The 18,347-nt window shown below is 63.3% G+C and carries 20 protein-coding genes; 16 read left to right on the top strand and 4 right to left on the bottom strand.

What is annotated here, in order from left to right; all coding sequences use genetic code 11:
- Nucleotides 1–37 precede the first annotated feature (37 nt).
- Complete coding sequence (locus IM737_RS17850; protein WP_236896320.1) at nucleotides 38–928, bottom strand: LysR family transcriptional regulator; 891 nt, start codon at nucleotides 926–928, stop codon at nucleotides 38–40.
- A 155-nt stretch (nucleotides 929–1,083) separates the two neighbouring features.
- Here IM737_RS17850 and IM737_RS17855 point away from each other — a divergent pair, with 155 nt between their 5' ends.
- Nucleotides 1,084–1,344 (top strand): hypothetical protein, encoded by a 261-nt coding sequence (locus IM737_RS17855; RefSeq protein ID WP_236896322.1) that lies wholly within the window; start codon nucleotides 1,084–1,086, stop codon nucleotides 1,342–1,344.
- A gap of 326 nt (nucleotides 1,345–1,670) precedes the next feature.
- Here IM737_RS17855 and IM737_RS17860 read toward each other — a convergent pair whose 3' ends face one another.
- Nucleotides 1,671–1,916 carry a PilZ domain-containing protein gene (locus IM737_RS17860; RefSeq protein WP_236896324.1) on the bottom strand — a complete coding sequence of 82 codons (246 nt, stop codon included), beginning with the start codon at nucleotides 1,914–1,916 and terminating at the stop codon, nucleotides 1,671–1,673.
- A 15-nt stretch (nucleotides 1,917–1,931) separates the two neighbouring features.
- Nucleotides 1,932–2,399, bottom strand: a complete 468-nt coding sequence (locus IM737_RS17865) for an invasion associated locus B family protein (RefSeq protein WP_236899961.1) — start codon at nucleotides 2,397–2,399, stop codon at nucleotides 1,932–1,934.
- A gap of 397 nt (nucleotides 2,400–2,796) precedes the next feature.
- Here IM737_RS17865 and coxB point away from each other — a divergent pair, with 397 nt between their 5' ends.
- The 15 genes from coxB to IM737_RS17940 all read left to right on the top strand — a co-directional run bounded on the left by coxB (nucleotide 2,797) and on the right by IM737_RS17940 (nucleotide 17,595).
- Nucleotides 2,797–3,699 (top strand): cytochrome c oxidase subunit II, encoded by a 903-nt coding sequence (coxB, locus tag IM737_RS17870; RefSeq protein WP_236896326.1) that lies wholly within the window; start codon nucleotides 2,797–2,799, stop codon nucleotides 3,697–3,699.
- 25 nt (nucleotides 3,700–3,724) lie between these two features.
- Nucleotides 3,725–5,419: a cytochrome c oxidase subunit I gene (ctaD, locus tag IM737_RS17875; protein WP_236896328.1), complete on the top strand. Its 1,695-nt coding sequence runs from the start codon at nucleotides 3,725–3,727 to the stop codon at nucleotides 5,417–5,419.
- 89 nt (nucleotides 5,420–5,508) lie between these two features.
- On the top strand, nucleotides 5,509–6,408 hold the full coding sequence (locus tag IM737_RS17880) for a heme o synthase (protein ID WP_236896330.1): 900 nt from the start codon (nucleotides 5,509–5,511) through the stop codon (nucleotides 6,406–6,408).
- Nucleotides 6,405–6,587, top strand: a complete 183-nt coding sequence (locus IM737_RS17885) for a hypothetical protein (RefSeq protein WP_236896332.1) — start codon at nucleotides 6,405–6,407, stop codon at nucleotides 6,585–6,587. The genes IM737_RS17880 and IM737_RS17885 overlap by 4 nt, the downstream gene beginning before the upstream one ends.
- Nucleotides 6,587–7,153, top strand: coding sequence for a cytochrome c oxidase assembly protein (locus IM737_RS17890; protein WP_236896334.1), 567 nt, complete (start codon nucleotides 6,587–6,589; stop codon nucleotides 7,151–7,153). Before IM737_RS17885 ends, IM737_RS17890 begins: the two co-directional genes overlap by 1 nt.
- Before the next feature lie 2 nt (nucleotides 7,154–7,155).
- Nucleotides 7,156–7,995 (top strand): cytochrome c oxidase subunit 3, encoded by an 840-nt coding sequence (locus tag IM737_RS17895; RefSeq protein ID WP_236896337.1) that lies wholly within the window; start codon nucleotides 7,156–7,158, stop codon nucleotides 7,993–7,995.
- A gap of 66 nt (nucleotides 7,996–8,061) precedes the next feature.
- Nucleotides 8,062–8,415, top strand: a complete 354-nt coding sequence (locus tag IM737_RS17900) for a DUF983 domain-containing protein (protein WP_236896339.1) — start codon at nucleotides 8,062–8,064, stop codon at nucleotides 8,413–8,415.
- Entirely contained in the window at nucleotides 8,412–9,164 is a 753-nt protein-coding gene (locus IM737_RS17905; protein ID WP_236896342.1) for an SURF1 family protein, read from the top strand. The genes IM737_RS17900 and IM737_RS17905 overlap by 4 nt, the downstream gene beginning before the upstream one ends.
- 228 nt (nucleotides 9,165–9,392) lie before the next feature.
- A complete protein-coding gene (thrC, locus tag IM737_RS17910; RefSeq protein WP_236896344.1) occupies nucleotides 9,393–10,787 on the top strand; it encodes a threonine synthase in 1,395 nt (464 codons plus the stop codon).
- Between the two features lie 54 nt (nucleotides 10,788–10,841).
- Nucleotides 10,842–12,104 (top strand): M16 family metallopeptidase, encoded by a 1,263-nt coding sequence (locus IM737_RS17915; RefSeq protein WP_236896346.1) that lies wholly within the window; start codon nucleotides 10,842–10,844, stop codon nucleotides 12,102–12,104.
- Nucleotide 12,105: 1 nt separating this feature from the next.
- Entirely contained in the window at nucleotides 12,106–12,729 is a 624-nt protein-coding gene (locus tag IM737_RS17920; protein WP_236896348.1) for a GNAT family N-acetyltransferase, read from the top strand.
- A gap of 42 nt (nucleotides 12,730–12,771) precedes the next feature.
- Nucleotides 12,772–13,440: a GntR family transcriptional regulator gene (locus IM737_RS17925; protein WP_236896350.1), complete on the top strand. Its 669-nt coding sequence runs from the start codon at nucleotides 12,772–12,774 to the stop codon at nucleotides 13,438–13,440.
- Between the two features lie 93 nt (nucleotides 13,441–13,533).
- Nucleotides 13,534–14,121 carry a biotin transporter BioY gene (locus tag IM737_RS17930; protein ID WP_236896352.1) on the top strand — a complete coding sequence of 196 codons (588 nt, stop codon included), beginning with the start codon at nucleotides 13,534–13,536 and terminating at the stop codon, nucleotides 14,119–14,121.
- Nucleotides 14,118–14,543 (top strand): DUF1284 domain-containing protein, encoded by a 426-nt coding sequence (locus IM737_RS17935; protein ID WP_236896354.1) that lies wholly within the window; start codon nucleotides 14,118–14,120, stop codon nucleotides 14,541–14,543. The genes IM737_RS17930 and IM737_RS17935 overlap by 4 nt, the downstream gene beginning before the upstream one ends.
- A 172-nt stretch (nucleotides 14,544–14,715) precedes the next feature.
- On the top strand, nucleotides 14,716–17,595 hold the full coding sequence (locus IM737_RS17940; protein WP_236896357.1) for an EAL domain-containing protein: 2,880 nt from the start codon (nucleotides 14,716–14,718) through the stop codon (nucleotides 17,593–17,595).
- 132 nt (nucleotides 17,596–17,727) lie between these two features.
- Here the strand turns inward: IM737_RS17940 and IM737_RS17945 are convergent, their stop codons facing one another.
- Entirely contained in the window at nucleotides 17,728–18,303 is a 576-nt protein-coding gene (locus IM737_RS17945; RefSeq protein WP_236896359.1) for a YqgE/AlgH family protein, read from the bottom strand.
- Between the last annotated feature and the right edge of the window lie 44 nt (nucleotides 18,304–18,347).

Genomic DNA, 18,347 nt, shown 5'->3' on the forward strand with positions numbered 1-18,347 from the left:
TGAGACAAATGGTGAGTCAGGTCAAGGGTGCGGTGTCCTACTCCGCTGCATCCGACAGTTGCACCGGCACTTCCAGATTCCCCATCGACTGCACGATGTGGTTGGCCAGGGCGTCATAGATGCCGCCATAGGCGTGGCTACCGCGCATCAGGGCGATCTGCGCATCGCCCAGGCGGGGCAGGCCGTGCTCGTCATTGATCACGCGCATGCCGGGTTGCAGCGCGCTTTCCGGCAGGAAGCCCACGGCGAGGTCCGAAAGCACGGCGCTCGAAATGGCCGTGGCGTTGGATGAGGTATAGGCGATGCGATAGTCGAGGCCGCTGCGTTCGAGGGCCTCCTGTGCATCCCGGCGCCAGCCGCAGTTCGGCGTGCCGCAGGCGACTGCCAGTGGCTGCGTGGCGAGCGCCCGGCCGCCATGGCTGGCTACCCAGAACATCTTCTCGGTGCGAAACAGTTCGCCGTAATTCTGGTCCGTGCCCTGGGTAAAGACGATCAGGTCGTAACGGCCCGAGCGCATACCTTCCAGCAGGTGCTCCGATGACATGCAGGCGACGTCCACCGCGATCTTGGGATGGGTGCGCTGAAAGCTTGAGAGGATCACCGGCAGCAGCCGCACCGCATAATCGTCCGGCACGCCGAAGCGGATCGAACCGCTGAGGTCGCCATCCGAGAAATGGTCGAGAATTTCGGCGTTGGTGCGCAGCATCCGGCGGGCGCGAGAATAGAGGGCCTCACCATGCGGCGTGAGCGTCACGCCGCGTCCATCGCGCGCCAGCAGCGACTGGCCGAGCCGCTCTTCGAGGCGCTTGATCTGCATCGAGACGGCGGATTGGGTCTTGTTCACCCGCCGCGCCGCCTCGGTGAAGCTGCCGCAATCGGCAATGGCGCAGAAGCTCTGTAACTGGTCGAGATCAAGCGGAGCGGTCACGACAATCTCCCATCACTCAAATTGATGATGAGGATGAAATCTATTTGTTAGACGAATGAATGTCCAGAGCGCTATTACATAACCATCGGCCCAGAAGACACGGCGCTGAACCCCGCCGAACTCCCTTCGGCAAAACCAAATGACTGGAGATTATCATGGCTCTCTCGCTTCCCGGCGAGCGGTCACACGTGGCCGCCACGCCTGCCAATCCGTTTGCTGCATTTGCGCGCTGGATCGCCAAGGCTCAGGCTGCCCGTACCCGTCGGGTTGCGCTCGAAGCCTTGCTCGAGCTTGACCATTCCAGGTTGAGTGACTTGGGCATTTCCCGCGACGACATCGGCCAGGCGCTGGTCCGCAAGGACAGCCGTCCTGAACTGGTGCTCAACGCCGCCCGGGCCCGCAGCGCCCGCGCCTGATCGCGTCCGCCTATCAGCTTGCGCCGGCCTTGACCTCCAGCCGGCGCCGTCTCGTTGGTCCGGACACTTGTTACGAGCGCCCGTTCCATCTCCCGGGCCGGTTTTGCCACCGGCCTCGTTTCCTGATGACTTGCCGGACCAGTGCCAAGCACTCGTCCGGCTTTTTTGTTTTTGGGGTCAGGTGCTTCTGGGCACGCCCTCGTGGTTCTGTTCTCGCGAAGGGCTCGCACCTCACCATGAGGGCCACTGATACTCCGAGCTAGCAACGGCCTTCATGGTGAGGTGCGCTTCTTCAGCGCCTCGAACCACGAGGGCGTGGCAACACCCTAGTCGAACTTGATGCCGATTTCGCTTTCGGTCTTCCAGACGATCGAGCAGGCGAATTTACGCCCGTCATCCATTGCCAGTTGGAATGTGTCGGGGATGCCAATGATGCCGGCCACCTTCAACCGCGCACCAGTCTCGGACAGGTTGCGCACGGTGCATTTGAAGGTCGAGAATCCGTCGTTGATGACGATGAGGCCACCTTTGAGGGTGCGTTGTCGCGGCGCTGCGCGATGATCATCGCTCATGACGAACTCCGCCTGTTACGGAAGCTGGGCAAACCCGTCCTTGAAACCATCAAGCGACACCGGAATGCCGATACCTTCTTCCGGAGTCTTGAAGACCACGAAAATCGCATCCGTGCCGTTCGACAGCGTATCGATCAGGCTGTCGTCGAGCACGACTTCAGCCACGCAGCCATTGGGCAGGCAGCGCACGAAGGCGACGCGGCCCATATCCTTGCCGTCAACATTGAGGCCCAGGCCATTGGGCAGCAGCACGCCGAGCGGTGCCAGCACGCGCAGCAAGCGGGCTTCGCGGTCGGCCGTACGCAGCACGATGACGGACAGGCCCACATTGGGCTGATCCTCGGCCATCACATTCTGGATGATCGCGCATTGCTCGAAGCTGGCGCCGGGCGGCGTATCGCAGCTCATCTGCCAGTCGCCATACTGCGCGCGCACCACGCCCTGCCCAAGTACGGCGCTTCCCGCACCCACGACGGCCAGCATGGCCAGGCCGATACCGGCCAGATGACGCTTCAAAATCGGCTTCACTCTATCACTTCTCCCGACGAATCGCGCGTCCGCATGAGGCTGGGACTGTTTCCGACAGGCTGCCGTTCAAGTCAACCAAAGCCCCGAGATGCAAGGGATATGCCCGGCAAAGTGCGGCAAGGGTGAGGCGGTTTTGCGGGCGCCGTCGCACAATATGACGCAGTGGGGCATATGGTTGCCGCAATGGACTTGGCGTTTGCGATGTGATTTAGGTCGGAGAAGAGTTTTTCGCTCCGAGGTTGAGTCGGGGCGGCGTTTGCTATGCCGCTGTTTTCGCCCCTCAATCCCGGTGTGGATACACCAATTGAAGTCGACACGGGGGTTTATGGTGACCGGGCATTTCTTGAGAAAGATGGGGGCTCTTTCGGCAGCCGCAATGGCGCTGGCCCCGGCTCTGGCCACGGCGCAGGAAGAAGCCGGCATTGCCGCTGGTCATCCCCTCCCCGGGCAGTATCATCTGCAACGCTCCGTGACCCCGATCATGGACTCCATCACCACCTTCCACGACGGCATCCTGATGTGGACCATCAGCCTGATCGTCGTATTCGTGCTGGCGCTGCTGCTGTGGATTATCTTCCGCTTCAACGCCAAGCGGAACCCGGTCCCAGCCGCCTTCACCCACAACACGCTGGTCGAAATCGTCTGGACGGTGCTGCCCATCGTGGTGCTGATCATCATCGCCATCCCGTCCTTCGGCGTGCTGAGCGATCAACTGACGACGCCGGACGGCGAGCGCAAATACCTTGGTTCCAACATCTTCTCGTTCGGCGAAGTCGAAGTTCCGGCCCCCGAGCTGACGGTCAAGGCTACCGGCGTGCAGTGGTCGTGGAGCTACGAGTACGTCGATCAGCAGCAGTTCTTCGACTCGGTCATGATGACCGAAGAAGAGCGCACCGCTCAGAAGCCGGGCCAGCCGCGCCTGCTGGCTGTGGACAATGAATTGGTCGTGCCGGTGGATACCACGGTCCGCGTTCAGGTCACCGCCGATCCAACCGGTGTGATCCACGCCTTCGCGGTGCCGTCCTTCGGCATCAAGATCGACGCCGTGCCGGGCCGCCTCAACGAGACCTGGTTCAATGCGCGCGAAACCGGCATCTACTACGGCCAGTGCTCCGAGCTTTGCGGCAAGGACCATGCGTTCATGCCGATCGCGGTTCGCGTCGTCACCAAGGAAGAATTTGCAGCCTTCATCGGGGCGTTCACGGAGAGTGGCGACTATGCCACCGCCAACGCCACGCTTGCGGCAGTGCAGTAAGAACACGGGTCAGGGGACAATATAAATGGCTGACACCACCGCCCACCTCGAAGCCCACGCGACCGGCCACGACGCTTCGTCGCATGCCGAGCCCTACGGCTGGCGCCGCTGGGTCTATTCGACCAACCACAAAGACATCGGTGTGATGTACCTGGTGTTTGCCATTTTCACCGGCATCATCGGCGGTCTGCTTTCGGGCGTCATGCGCATGGAGCTGCAGGAACCGGGCATCCAGATTTTCCACGGCCTTGCCGCGATGGTCTATGGCGTCGATGGCGACGCCGCGCTCGATGCTGGCAAGCACATGTACAACGTCTTCACCACCGCGCATGCGCTGATCATGGTGTTCTTCGTGGTCATGCCTGCCACCATGGGTGGCTTTGCCAACTATTTCGCGCCGCTGATGATCGGCGCACCAGATACCGCCTTCCCGCGTATCAACAACATCGCCTTCTGGCTGCTGCCGCCCGCTTTCATCCTGCTGCTGATGAGCCTGTTCTTCGAGGGCACCGGCCCCGGCGCACTTGGCTTTGGCGGCGGCTGGACCATCTACCCGCCGCTGTCGACCACTGGTCACCCCGGCCCGGCCATGGATTTCGCCATCCTGTCACTGCACGTGGCGGGCGTGAGCTCGATCCTGGGCGCTATCAACCTGATCACGACCATCTTCAACATGCGCGCTCCGGGCATGACGCTGCACAAAATGCCGCTCTTCGCCTGGTCCGTGCTGGTCACGGCCTTCCTGCTGCTGTTGGCTCTGCCAGTGCTGGCCGGTGCCATCACCATGCTGCTGACCGACCGTAACTTCGGCACGGCCTTCTTCAAGCCCGCCGAGGGCGGTGACCCGGTGCTGTTCCAGCATCTGTTCTGGTTCTTCGGTCACCCCGAAGTGTACATCATGATCCTGCCGGGCTTCGGCATTGTCAGCCACATCGTCTCGACCTTCAGCCGCAAGCCGATCTTCGGCTACATGGCGATGGCCTATGCCATGGTCGCCATCGGCTTTGTCGGCTTCGTCGTGTGGGCGCACCACATGTACACCACCGGCCTCAGCCTCGACGTACAGCGCTACTTCGTGGCCGCCACCATGGTCATCGCGGTGCCGACGGGCGTCAAGATTTTCAGCTGGATCGCCACCATGTGGGGCGGCTCGATCACCTTCAAGTCGCCCATGCTCTGGGCTATCGGCTTCATCTTCCTGTTCACCGTTGGCGGTGTGACGGGCGTGGTGCTGGCCAATGCCGGTGCCGACCGCGCCCTGCACGACACCTACTACGTGGTCGCGCACTTCCACTACGTGCTGTCGCTGGGTGCCGTGTTCTCGATCTTTGCCGGCTGGTACTACTGGTACCCCAAGATGTTCGGCTACATGTACAACGAGACCCTGGCCGCGCTGCATTTCTGGACCATGTTCGTCGGCGTGAACCTGATCTTCTTCCCGCAGCACTTCCTCGGCCTGGCCGGTATGCCGCGCCGCTACATCGACTATCCGGACGCCTTCGGCTTCTTCAACCGCATCTCGTCGATCGGCTACTACATCACCTTCGTCGCCATGCTGATCTTCTTCTATGCGACCTGGGAAGCTGCCCGTAAGAAGCGCCCGGCCGGTGATAATCCGTGGGGCGATGGCGCGACGACGCTGGAATGGACCCTGTCCAGCCCGCCGCCGTTCCACCAGTTCACCACACTGCCCAAGATCGACAGCACCAACGCGCACTAAGAGCATCCGGGCCGCGTCCGCGCGGCCCGCCTCCACCAACCAAGGCTAGGTCATTGGCTTTTATCGACGACAGCAGGAACCTCTCCGGCATGACCGGCGAAGCAGGCGTGGGGGATTACCTCGCGCTGCTGAAGCCGACTGTCATGCAGCTGGTGGTGTTCACCGGTCTGGTCGGTCTGCTGGTTGCCCCGGGTAGCATCAATCCCTTCGTGGCCATCATTGCCGTTGCCTGCATCGCCATCGGGGCAGGTGGGTCCGCTGCGCTCAACATGTGGTACGATAGCGATATCGACGCCATCATGAGCCGCACCCAGAACCGGCCCATCCCCTCCGGCCGCATGAGCCGCGAAGAAGCCCTGGTCTTTGGCTCGGTCCTGTCGATCTTCTCGGTGGCGCTTCTGGGCCTCGCAACTAATTGGGTTGCAGCTGGCTGGCTGGCTTTCACCATCTTCTTCTACGTCGTCATCTACACGATGTGGCTCAAGCGCTCGACGCCGCAGAACATCGTCATCGGTGGCGCTGCCGGTGCGTTCCCGCCCATCGTCGGCTGGGCTGCCGTCACCGGTTCGGTGTCGATGGAGAGCGTCGTGCTCTTCCTCATCATCTTCCTGTGGACGCCACCGCATTTCTGGGCGCTGGCGCTCTACAAGCAGTCCGACTATGGCGCTGCCGGCATCCCGATGATGCCCAACGTCGTTGGCGACAAGTCCACCAAGCTGCAGATTTTCGTCTATTCGATCCTGCTTGCTGCCTCGGCGCTGCTGCCGACCTGGCTCGGCTTTGCCGGCTGGATTTACACCACCGTGGCGCTGATCACCGGCGCGTCCTTCCTGATCCTGGCCTGGCGCCTGCTGCGCACGCGCGAAGACGTGGCGATGCGCAAATCGGCGCGGGTGCTGTTCAACTATTCATTGAGCTATCTGTTCATCGTGTTCTTCGCCTTCCTCACCGACAATCTGCTGACCCGGTTTGGAGCCTTTGGCGCATGAGTGCTCCCGATGAAATTCGCGCCGTCGAAGCGGAGACACCCGAAATCGCCGCTGCGCGCGCCAAGGTGCGCCGCCGCCGTTCGATTGCTCTTGCCATCGCGCTGGGTCTGTTTGCCGTCGTGTTCTACACCCTGACCATCGTCAAGATGGGTCCCGCTCTGTTCGATCGGGCGCTCTGATGGCCGATCTCACCCATAGCCACATCGACCCCGAAATGGCCAAGCGCAACAAGCGCGTGGCCTTTGCCGGGCTGTTCCTGGCGGCCGGCATGGTGGGTCTGGCCTATGCGTCCGTCCCGCTCTACCAGCTGTTCTGTCAGATCACCGGCTTCGGCGGTACGACGCAGGTGTCCGGCGATGCGCCCAAGGGCGCCATTGCCCGTGAAATGACCGTGCGCTTCGACTCCAACGTCGCCAACGACCTGGCCTGGACCGTCACGCCCGCAGCCCCGATTGCCGACCGCATCGGCACGGTCGATACCGTCAATTTCGTCGCAACCAACAATTCGGACCGCGCGATCACCGGCATGGCCGTGTTCAACGTCTCGCCCGAGCGGGCCGGCGTCTATTTCAACAAGATCGAATGCTTCTGCTTCACCGAGCAGACGTTGCAGCCCGGCGAGACCGTCGATATGCCGATCGTGTTTTTCGTCGATCCAGACCTGGATGAAAATTCCGAACTCGACACCATCAAAGAGATCACGCTCTCTTATACCTTCTACGCTTCAGACAACGAGGGAAGCTGAACATGTCCGCCATTGAAAAGAACCATGATTACCACATGGTCGAGCCCAGCCCGTGGCCCTTCGTCATGTCGGCTGCCGTTCTGATCATGGCCATGGGCGCCATCTTCTGGATGCACGAATGGACCCCGTTCGTGTTCTTCATCGGCCTGGCCGGCGTGCTCTACACCATGTACGCGTGGTGGAGCGACGTGATCAAGGAATCCAACGAGGGCTACCATACCCCCGTCGTACAGATGCACCACCGCTACGGCATGATGCTGTTCATCGCCTCCGAAGTGATGGTGTTCTTTGGCTTCTTCTGGGCCTATTTCGACGGCTTCTTCCGCTGGGACGACGTCGAGCAATATGCCCGCCTCGCTGACACGGTCGCCTGGCCGCCTGTAGGCGTCGAACTGTTCGATCCGTTCCACCTGCCGCTGTTCAACACCCTGCTGCTGCTGACCTCGGGCACCACGGTGACCTGGGCGCACCACGCCTTGCTCGAGGGCGACCGCGAGGGCCTCAAGTGGGGCCTGGTGCTGACCGTGCTGCTGGGCGCCGTCTTCACCTGTGTTCAGGCCATCGAATACATGGAAGCCGGCTTCGTCTTCGGCGGCGAAGGCGCGACCATGTATGGCGCGACCTTCTTCATGGCTACGGGCCTGCATGGCTTCCACGTCCTGATCGGCACCATCTTCCTGCTGGTCTGCCTGCTGCGCGCCCTGCGCGGCGATTTCACCCCCGAGAAGCATCTCGGCTTCGAATTCGCTGCCTGGTACTGGCACTTCGTCGACGTGGTCTGGCTGTTCCTGTTTGCCTCCATCTATGTGTGGGGCAGCTGGGGCGTGGCGCTCCACCACTAGGGTCGGCCCGGACATCATTCGCGGGGCGCAGCCACAAGCTGCGCCCCGAATTTTTTGGAGACCGTGTTGGCCCAGCCATCGCCCATCGTTGCCGGACTGCTCTGCCGCTGCCCGCGCTGTGGCGATGGCAAGCTGTTCCGTGGCTATCTCAAGGTGGCGCCGGCCTGTACGGCTTGTGGCCTCGACTTCAAGTTTGCCGATAGCGGCGATGGCCCCGCCATCTTCGTCATCTTCCTGGTCGCGCCGTTGATCATTGTCCTCGCGCTTGTTGTCAGCGCCATCTTCAACCCGCCACCCTATGTCCACCTGATCCTGTGGATTCCGGCGACGCTGCTGCTGTCCCTGGCCCTGTTGCCGCCGTTCAAGGGTGTCCTGGTGGCGCTGCAATATCGCCACGACGCCCATGAGGGGCATCAATGACCACCAATCGCACCCTCGGCCCGGTGATGACCTGGACCTTCGTGGTCCTGATGCTGGCTTTGGCTGCCACCTGCGTCTGGCTGGGCTCCTGGCAGATGCATCGTCTGGCCGAAAAGGAAGCGCTGATAGCCGCCGTCGACCAGCGGCTTGGCGCCACCCCGGTTCCGGTGCCGCCGGCCAGCGAGTGGGCTACGCTTGACCTCGAAGCGCTCAACTTCCGGCCCGTGTCGTTGACCGGCGCCTTCCGCTACAATCAGACGGTTACAGTTTTCACCAGCCTGGCCAATGCCAACGGCCCCGCTTCCGGACCGGGCTACTGGGTCGTCACCCCCTTCATTCTCGCCGATGGCGGCACCGTCTTCGTCAATCGAGGCTTCGTTCCTGAAGATTTCCAGGAGGCCGCCGTGATGGATGGCGAGGGCGACGACGTGCAGGTCACGATATCGGGCCTGCTGCGTCCCGGTGAACAGGCCGGCTTCATGACGCCCAGCCCCGATACGTCCAACCGCATCGAATGGGTGCGCGACCCCGTTCGCCTCGCCGCCATGGTCGATCCGGCACTGGCGCCGATCGCGCCCTTCTATGTCGATCTGCCGGCGGGTGAACCCGGACAGCTGCCGCAGGGTGGCGAGACGGTCATCGAGTTTCCCAACAACCACCTTGGCTATGCCTATACCTGGTTCGGCTTTGCCATCGTGGCGGCGGTGATGCTCGGCTTCTGGTTTTGGCGGCAAAGAAGCGGCGAATGAACAAACATTGTGCCACGCCCTCGTGGTTCGAGGCTCGCGAAGGGCTCGCACCTCACCATGAGGGCTACTGGAATACTGCCCAAGAAGTAGCCCTCATGGTGAGGTGCGCTTCTTCAGCGCCTCGAACCACGAGGGCGTGGCACTGATCGAATGGCTGAGCCGCCAAACTTGCGGTTCATCCGCGGTTTCTCTAGGTTGCAGCAATTCTAAACGGGCGTTCTTTCCCCTATGCAGTTTGTCTCGACGCGCGGCCAGGCGCCGGTGCTTGGTTTCTCCGACGCAGTTCTCGCGGGTCTTGCGTCCGATGGTGGCCTCTACGTGCCCCAGACCTGGCCACAGGTCAGCGCCGCTGAAATCGCCAGCTTTGCCGGCAAACCCTATGCCGATGTCGCTTACGCCATCATCAGCCGCTTCGTCGGCGACGAGATCGCGCCGGCCAAGCTCAAACAGATCATCGATGATTCCTACGCGGTGTTCCGCCACCCGTCGGTAACGCCGCTGATCGAACTCGAGCCGGGCCATTTCGTGCTCGAGCTGTTCCATGGCCCGACGCTGGCGTTCAAGGACGTCGCCATGCAGTTCCTCAGCCGGGTGATGGACCACATCCTCGCCGAGCGTGGCCTGCGCGCTACCATCGTCGGCGCCACCTCGGGCGATACCGGATCGGCCGCCATCGAGGCGTTCCGCGGCCGCGATACGACCGACATCTTCATCCTGCACCCACTCGGCCGCACCTCTCCGGTGCAGCGCCTGCAGATGACGACAGTGCTCGACGCCAACGTGCACAATATCGCGCTCGAAGGCACGTTCGACGACTGCCAGAACATCGTCAAGGCGATGTTCAACAACCACCGCTTTCGCGACTCGGTGCGCCTCTCCGGTGTCAATTCGATCAACTGGGGCCGTATCGTCGCGCAGATCGTCTATTACTTCACGGCGGCGGTTTCGCTCGGCAGCCCGCAGCGCAAGGTGAGCTTCACCGTGCCGACGGGCAATTTCGGCGACATCTTTGCCGGCTATTGCGCCAAGGCGATGGGCCTGCCAATCGACAAGCTGATCATCGCCACCAATGCCAACGATATCCTGCGCCGCACCATGGACACCGGCCGCTACGAGATGGATGGCGTCGCTCCGACCATCAGCCCGTCCATGGATATCCAGATTTCGTCCAACTTCGAACGGCTGCTGTTCGAAGGCGCCGACCGCGATGCTGGTGCCGTTGTGCGCATGATGGACGGCCTCAAGCAGTCGGGCGGCTTTGCCTTGCCGGACAACGCGCTGTCAGTCATCCGCCGCGACTTCGCCGCCGGCACCACCGGCGAGGCCGAGACCAAGGCGACGATCTCCATGACCCACAAGGCGGCGGGCTATCTGCTGGATCCCCATACCGCCGTCGGCGTCAACGTGGCGCGGCACCAGCCGCATTCCGGTACGCCGATGATTACGTTGGGCACTGCCCATCCGGCCAAGTTCCCGGCCGCCGTCAAGGATGCCTCGGGTGTCGACCCGGCGCTGCCCAGCTGGCTGGCCGACCTCTATTCCCGTGAGGAGCGCCTCAGCGTCCTTGCCAACGACCAGCAAGCGGTCGAACACTTCATCGCGGCGCGTACGCGCGCTGTCTGACGGACGAGAGGGACTGGTGGTCGCTCGACCGCCGGGCCTGAGAAGGAGCCTCGCGTGAGCTTACAATCGACGACCCTTGATAATGGCATGGTGGTCCTCACCGACGACATGCCACACCTCGAAAGCGCCTCGCTGGGGGTTTGGGTCAAGGCCGGCGCCCGCTCCGAGCGCAAGGCCGAGCATGGCATTTCCCACCTGCTCGAACATATGGCCTTCAAGGGCACCACCTCGCGCAACGCGCTACAGATCGCCGAGGCCATCGAGAATGTCGGCGGCGACCTCAATGCCGCGACCTCCATCGAACACACCGGCTATTTCGCCCGCGTGCTCAAGGAAGACGTGGTGCTGGCCGCCGATATCCTCAGCGATATCCTGCAGAATTCGCTGTTCGAGGATGACGAACTGACCCGCGAGAAGCAGGTCATCGTCCAGGAGATCGGCGCTGCGCGCGACAACCCCGACGATCACGTCTTCGACCTGTTTCAGGCTGCCGCCTTCCCGACCCAGCCGATCGGCCGCACGATTTTGGGCACCGTGGATTCGGTCCGCGAATTCACCCCCGACACCATCCGCAAATATATGAGCCGCAACTATGTGGGCGACCACATGGTGATGGCCGCCGCCGGCAATGTGGACCACGATGGTCTTGTCGAGGTGGCCAAGGAACGCTTCGCCACCCTCAAGCCGAACGGCGCCCCGGCGCCGCAGCGCGCCGAGTACCAGGGCGGCGAAGAGCGTCTAATCTCGGATCACGAACAGGCCCATATTGTCGTCGGCTTCGAAGGCCGAGCCTACAATGCCGACGGTTTCTATGCCGCGCAGGTGCTGGCCTCGATCCTGGGCGGTGGCATGAGCTCGCGCCTGTTTCAGGAAGTCCGCGAAAAGCGCGGCCTGTGCTACTCGGTCTATTCCTTCCACTGGGCCTTTGCCGATAGCGGCGTCTTCGGCGTTGCTGCCGCGACGGGCGAAGAGGAAGTGGCCGATCTGGTGCCGGTCGTTCTCGATGAGCTCAAGCGCGCCACCGAAAGCATCACCGACGAGGAAGTCATCCGCGTCCGCAACCAGATCCGCGCCGGTCTCCTGATGTCGCTTGAAAGCCCGTCGGCCCGTGCCGGCCAGCTGGCGCGCCAGCAGATCCTCTGGGGTCGTCCCATCCCGATGCAGGAGACAGTGGATCGCATCAACGCCATCACTGCCAAGCGCGTGCAGGATATCGCCGAGCAGATATTCACCAAGGGGGCGCCAACGCTGGCTGGCATCGGCCCCATCGGTAATCTCGCCGATGTCGAGGCCATCGGCGAACACCTCAAGCGCTAGCATGAGCAAGGCGGTGCTGTGGCCCTGGTCGTCGCCGACATCGCTGATCACGCTGCGCGGCCAGCGGGTGCTGCTGCGTCTGCCGGTGCTGTCCGATTACGAGCCGTGGTATACCTTGCGGCACAGCAGCCGAGACTTCCTCAAGCCGTTCGAGCCGCGCTGGACCGAGGCCGATCTCGGCCGCAAGGTATTCGCCACCCGCGTCAAGCGCGCTCGAGAAGAGGCGGAGGAGGGGACGGACTATTCCTTCTTCATCTTCCTGCCTCAGGGTCAGCATGAGACGCTGGTCGGTGGCGTGACCCTGTCCAATGTGCGCCGCCGCGCCGCCCAGTTCGTCAATCTCGGCTACTGGATGGGCCGGCAATTTGCCGGCAAAGGCCTGATGACCGAGGCGGTCTCGACCTGCCTGCCGTTTGTCTTCGATACGCTCGACCTGCACCGCATCCATGCCGCTTTTCTGCCAGGCAATGCGGCCTCGCGAAAAGTGCTGGAAAAGAACGGCTTCATCGAAGAGGGCTTTGCGGAGAAATACCTGCAGATCAACGGTCGCTGGGAAGATCACGTGCTGTTCGGCCTGACCAAGGAACGCTACGAAATGGCGCGTTACGCCCGCCGGACCGTCTGACCGGCCTCGACAAATCGGCCAGCGGCCAATTATCTACAAATCATGGCAGAGCCCAAAGACGACACCATCGCCGTCCGCATCAGCAAGGTGCTCGCCGAGCGCATCATCGCCGGTTCGCTTGAGCCCGGCGCCAGATTGCGGCAGGACCATATCGCTGAGGAGTTCGGCGCCAGCCACGTCCCAGTGCGCGAAGCCTTTCGCCTGCTCGAAGCCCAGGGGCTGGCGATCAGCGAGCCCCGTCGCGGCGTCCGCGTGGCGGCTTTCGATCTGGCCGAGGTCAAGGAAGTCGCCGAAATGCGCGCGGCCCTCGAAGTGCTGGCGCTCCGCCACGCCGCCCCGCATCTGACCAGCGCCATCCTCGACCAGGCCGAGGCCGCCAATCGGGCCGGCGAAAAGTCGCGCGACGTTCGCTCCTGGGAAGAGGCCAACCGCGTCTTTCACCGCACCATCCTCACCCCCTGCGGCATGCCGCGGCTTCTCGCCGCCATCGACGACCTGCATGCCGCCAGCGCCCGCTTCCTGTTCGCAGCCTGGCGGACCGAATGGGAAGTTCGCACCGACCAGGACCATCTGGCCATCCTCGCCGCCCTGCGCAGCGGCCAGATCGACGCTGCGGTCGCTACGCTGGGCCGCCACGTCCAATGGATCGGCCAGAAGCCCGTTCGCACTGCCTCCGGCGCCACCCGCGAAGCCTTCGCCATCGTTGGCTAATGGTTCAAGGCTTGCACAAGTCACCGGACTGTGAACTTAATAGATCGAAGTCAGAAATTATCTATAATTCTGGATGCGATCCAAGGACACGTCATGAACACCACCGCTGCCTCAAGTCTCGATGCCTATAGCCCGCTGCGCCTGCAGAGCCGTTCCCTGACCTGGCAGGTTGCCGCCGTCCTCCTCGGTACGCTGTTCCTGGCCGCTATGTCCTATATCGAGGTGCCGATGCTGCCAGTGCCGATGAACATGCAGACCTTCGGTGTAGCCATGGTCGGCGCACTCTATGGCTGGCGCCTGGGCGGCATCACCGTCATCGCCTGGCTGATCGAAGCGGCGCTGGGCGCACCTGTCCTGTCAGGTGGCGCAGCTGGGGCCATCCACTTCGTCGGCCCGACTGCCGGTTACCTCTTTGCCTTCCCCATTGTGGCTGGCCTGGTCGGCTGGCTCGCCGAGCGCGGCTGGAACGGCAGCAAGCCGCTGCTCGCCTTCGTCGCCGCCCTGGCCGGCAATGCCCTCTGCCTCGCCATTGGCGGCGCCTGGCTGGCGACCTCCATCGGTGTCGACCAGGCCCTGATCTACGGCGTCGTGCCGTTCCTCTCGGGCGCCGCACTCAAGTCGGCGCTGGGCGCCGCCGTCCTCTTCGTGCTGCACCGCGCCACCACCAAGGGCGCGCATTGACCATCCAACTGCGGGCGCATCATCTGCTCTGCATGCTGACCTATATAGGCAGGGGCTATACCCCTGCCTTCGTCGCGAATTACGACGCCATCATTGTCAGGCTCGGCGGTGGTGAAACGATCGAGCTGGTCGACGGGCCCGATGATGTCTGCGTGCCCCTGCTCACCGAGGGCGAGCCCCACTGCCATCACGACAATGTTCTGGAACGCGATCGGCTGGCCCGCCTCGCCATCAGCGATCTGCTGCAAACCGACCTGACGCGACCCTTCAGCCTGGATGAGCAGGTGCTCTCCGGCCTGCGCGCCGCCTTTTCCACCGGCCAGATCCGCCCGGCCTGCGCCGGCTGTGAATGGGCTGAGCTGTGCGATAGCGTTGCGCAATCCGGCTATTCCGGCGTCCGGTTGAACGCTCGGCTCTGCTAGCCCAGGCCGCCGTTGCCATTTGGCAACACTTCGGTAACCTTGTCGCAAGCGTCAATCCCCGCTACCAAAGGGCGCTCCCGCCAAGAGGATGCCGTTTCGGCCGTGGATTGCTACCGCGATCCCGTCCAGGCGCTGCCACAATGAAGCCTACCGCAGGATATATTCGCCTCTGATGCGTCACCTCTATGCACTCGCGATGTGTTTTGCGTTCGCGCTGGCAATCCTCGCGCCCGCCACCGCTTTCGAAGTCATCTCGGTCCCCGAAGACGTCAATGCCGTCAATCTGAGCGACGTGATCGAGGTCACGCCGGGCACCGATGGCCGCGTGCAGCTCTCCACCGCACCGGGTGAGGATGGCATCATCCGCCGCATCGAGGTGCTGGCCAGCGAGCAGGGCACCAATCCGTCCTTCGCGCTCTTCGCCCTGCGCAACGAGAGCGACCAGCAGATCGACCGCCTCTTGGTGGCGCCCTTCTTCCGCCTGCCAGGCTCCGGCGTATTCCAGCCTGATCTCGGCAACGACCGCCTCAAGGCGCTGACGCCCAGCGCCGGCATCCGCCCGATCCGCCTGCCCGATAGCGAGGCCGACGCCTTCGAAGTCACCCTCGACCCCGGCGCCACTGTCACCTTCATCGCCGAACTGACCTCGGGCGAACTGCCCGAACTCTATCTCTGGCAGCCCAATGCCTATCGCGACTACGTCAACTCCTTCACCCTGTTCCGCGGCGTGGTGCTGGGCGTGGCTTCGCTGGCAGCGGTGTTCTTGACCATCATGTTCGTGGTCAAGGGTCGCGGCGTGTTCCCGGCCACGGCGGCCTTTGCCTGGGCGGTGCTGATCTATTTGCTGATTGATTTCGGCGTGCTGGGCCGCCTGCTGGGCCTGCCCGCCAGTGGCATGCAACCGCTCCGCGCTGCGGCGGAGGCGGGTATAGCCACGACGCTGGCCGGGTTCCTCTTCATCTATCTCAACCTCCACCGCTGGCATCTGCGCTTCATCCATCTCGCGCTGGGTCTGGCTGTGCTGTTCCTGGCGCTGTTCGCCTTCGCCTTCTTCCAGCCCGCCATCGCTGCCACCATCGCCCGCCTGGTGCTGGCGTTGCTGGGCCTTTCCGGCTTCTTCCTGATCTTGCTGTTGGCCTTGCGCGGCTACGACCGTGCCGTGCTGCTCGTGCCCACCTGGATCATCCTGATTTCCTGGCTATTCTATTCCTGGCTGGTCGTTTCGGGGCAGGTTTCCAACGACGTCGCGCAGCCCGCTGTCGGCGGTGGTCTCGTGCTCATCGTCATGCTGCTCGGCTTCACCGCCGTGCAACACGCCTTCTCCGAAGGCCAGGTGTCGATCGGCACCCTCAGCGAAGTCGAAAGGCGTGCTCTGGCGCTTACCGGCTCAGGCGACTTCGTCTTCGACTGGAACATCGAGCGCGACCGCGTCTCGGTCAGCGACGAACTCGCGACTCGCCTCGGCGAAAAGCGCGGCGCCCTGCGCGGCGCCATCAAGCGCTGGCTCGATCGCGTCCACCCCGACGATCGCGACCGTTTCCGTACCGCTTTCGACACGCTGGTAGAGCTGCGTCGCGGCAAGGTTTCGGCCGATATGCGCATTGCCGGTCACGATGGCAGCTATCGCAGCTTCCGCATGCGGGTGAAGCCGGTGCTGGGTGGCGACGGCCAGGTCAATCGCATCGTCGGCACCCTGCAGGACGTCACCGAAGACCGCGCCTCGCGCGAGCGTCTGCTGCATGACGCTGTCCATGACAGCCTCACCGGCCTGCCCAACCGCATGCTGTTCCTCGATCGGTTGGAGCGTGCCCTGGTGCGCGCCCGCACCCCAGGCGGCACCAAGCCGGCCGTCTTCCTGATCGATATCGACCGCTTCATGGAGCTCGAGGAGCGCATCGGCCACTCCGCCGCCGACTCAGTGCTGCTGGCCATCTCCCGCCGCATCTCCCGCGTCATGCGCCCGCTCGATACCGTGGCGCGCGTCACCGGCGACCAGTTCGCGGTGATCCTTGCTTCGGAGCAGGCCGCCGGCAAGATCGCCGAAACCGCCGAGCAGATCCGCAAGGCCCTCAAGGCGCCATTCAACTTCGGCGACCGCGATCTCACCCTGACGGCGTCCATCGGCGTCACTATCTATGACAGCAATCCGGCCACTGCGGCCGATGTGCTGCGCGACGCCGAGCTCGCCATGTACTATGCCAAGCGCCTGGGCGGCGACCGCATCGAGGCCTATCGCGCCTCGGCGCGCTCCATCGCCGCCTACAACCGCGCCAGCGAGGAAGATCTCGAACGCGGCATGAAGCAGGGTGAGCTGCATGTGCAGTTCCAGCCGGTCATGGATATCCAGACCGGCCAGATGGCCGGCGCCGAGGCCCTGATGCGCTGGGTCCATCCCACCCGCGGCACCGTGAACCCGGACGAATTCGTGCCGCTGGCTGAGCGCTCCGGCCAGATTGAAAAGCTCGGCCGCCTCGCCTTCGAACAGGCTGCGGCACAGGCCAAGGACTGGATGACCACCCTTGGTCTGCCCGAGGATTTCTTCATCTCGGTAAACCTCTCGCCGTCGCAACTGGCGACCGAAACGCTGCTCAACGACATGCGCAGCCTCGTCAGCGCCGACAAGGAGCTGGCGCGCCACCTCAAGCTCGAGATCACCGAGAGCCAGGTGATGACCAATCCCGAGCATTCCGCCTATATGCTCATGGCCCTGCGCAACCTGGGCCTTGGGCTGGCGCTCGACGATTTCGGCACCGGCCACTCATCGCTGAGCTACCTGCACCGCTTTCCGTTCGATACCATCAAGATACCGCAGCCCTTCGTGAAGATGGGCGAGGATAACGGCATGGCCCATACCCAGAGCCCGATCATCCGTGCGGTGGTGGCGCTGGCCAGCGATCTCGATCTAATGGTCATCGCCGAGGGCGTCGAAACGCTTGACGAAATCGAGCGCCTGCGCCAGCTCAACTGCCGCTATGCCCAGGGTTTCGCTTTCGGAGCCGCGATGACGGGCGCGGAGTTCGGCAAGAAGCTTGCAGCGCAACTGGCGCGGTAGAACCTTTACCTCGCCCCTCCGGGGAGAGGTCGGCGGCGAAGCCGCCGGGTGAGGGGCCTTTACTGGGTGAGGTGCGTGGGAAAGACCCCTCACCCGACCCTACGGGTCGACCTCTCCCAGAGGGGCGAAGCCCTAAGCATGCCCCGCATCCGGGCTCAGCGTCGCCCTTGTAATATGCAAACTCGCCAGCGCCGCCTCGTACCGCTCTTCTACCGGGGTCCGGAACACGATGTCCCCCGAGACCGGCACCGTCAGCCAGCCATTGTCGGCGATCTCGCCTTCGAGCTGGCCGGGGCTCCAGGCGCAGCAGCCCAGCACGAACAGCGAGGCTTTTGGCGCCGGGCCGAAGGCCATGACGCGCAGGATATCGAGCGTCGCGGTCAGGCTGATGCCTGATGTCACGGGATAGGTGTTGCCGCTCTTGTAGTCGGCCGAATGCAGCACGAAGCCGCGTCCCCGTTCGACCGGGCCGCCACGCATCACCGCACGCTGGCGGATCGTGTCGGGCAGGCGGATCACCGCATCCGGGTCGCCAAGGTCAAGCTCGTCGAGAATGTCGGCAAAACGCAGATTGGCCAACTCGTGATTGACCACGAGCCCCATGGCCCCCTCGCTGCCATGGCCGACGAGCAGGATGACGCTTTCCACGAAGCGCTCGTCCGCCATGTCGGGCATGGCAACGAGCATCTGGCCTTCGAGCGAGTTCATGTCCCAATTGTAGGCACGGGTGTCGTTGATGCCAAGTTACGATC

This window comes from Devosia sp. SL43, assembly GCF_021729885.1.
In the GTDB taxonomy this organism is placed as follows: domain Bacteria; phylum Pseudomonadota; class Alphaproteobacteria; order Rhizobiales; family Devosiaceae; genus Devosia.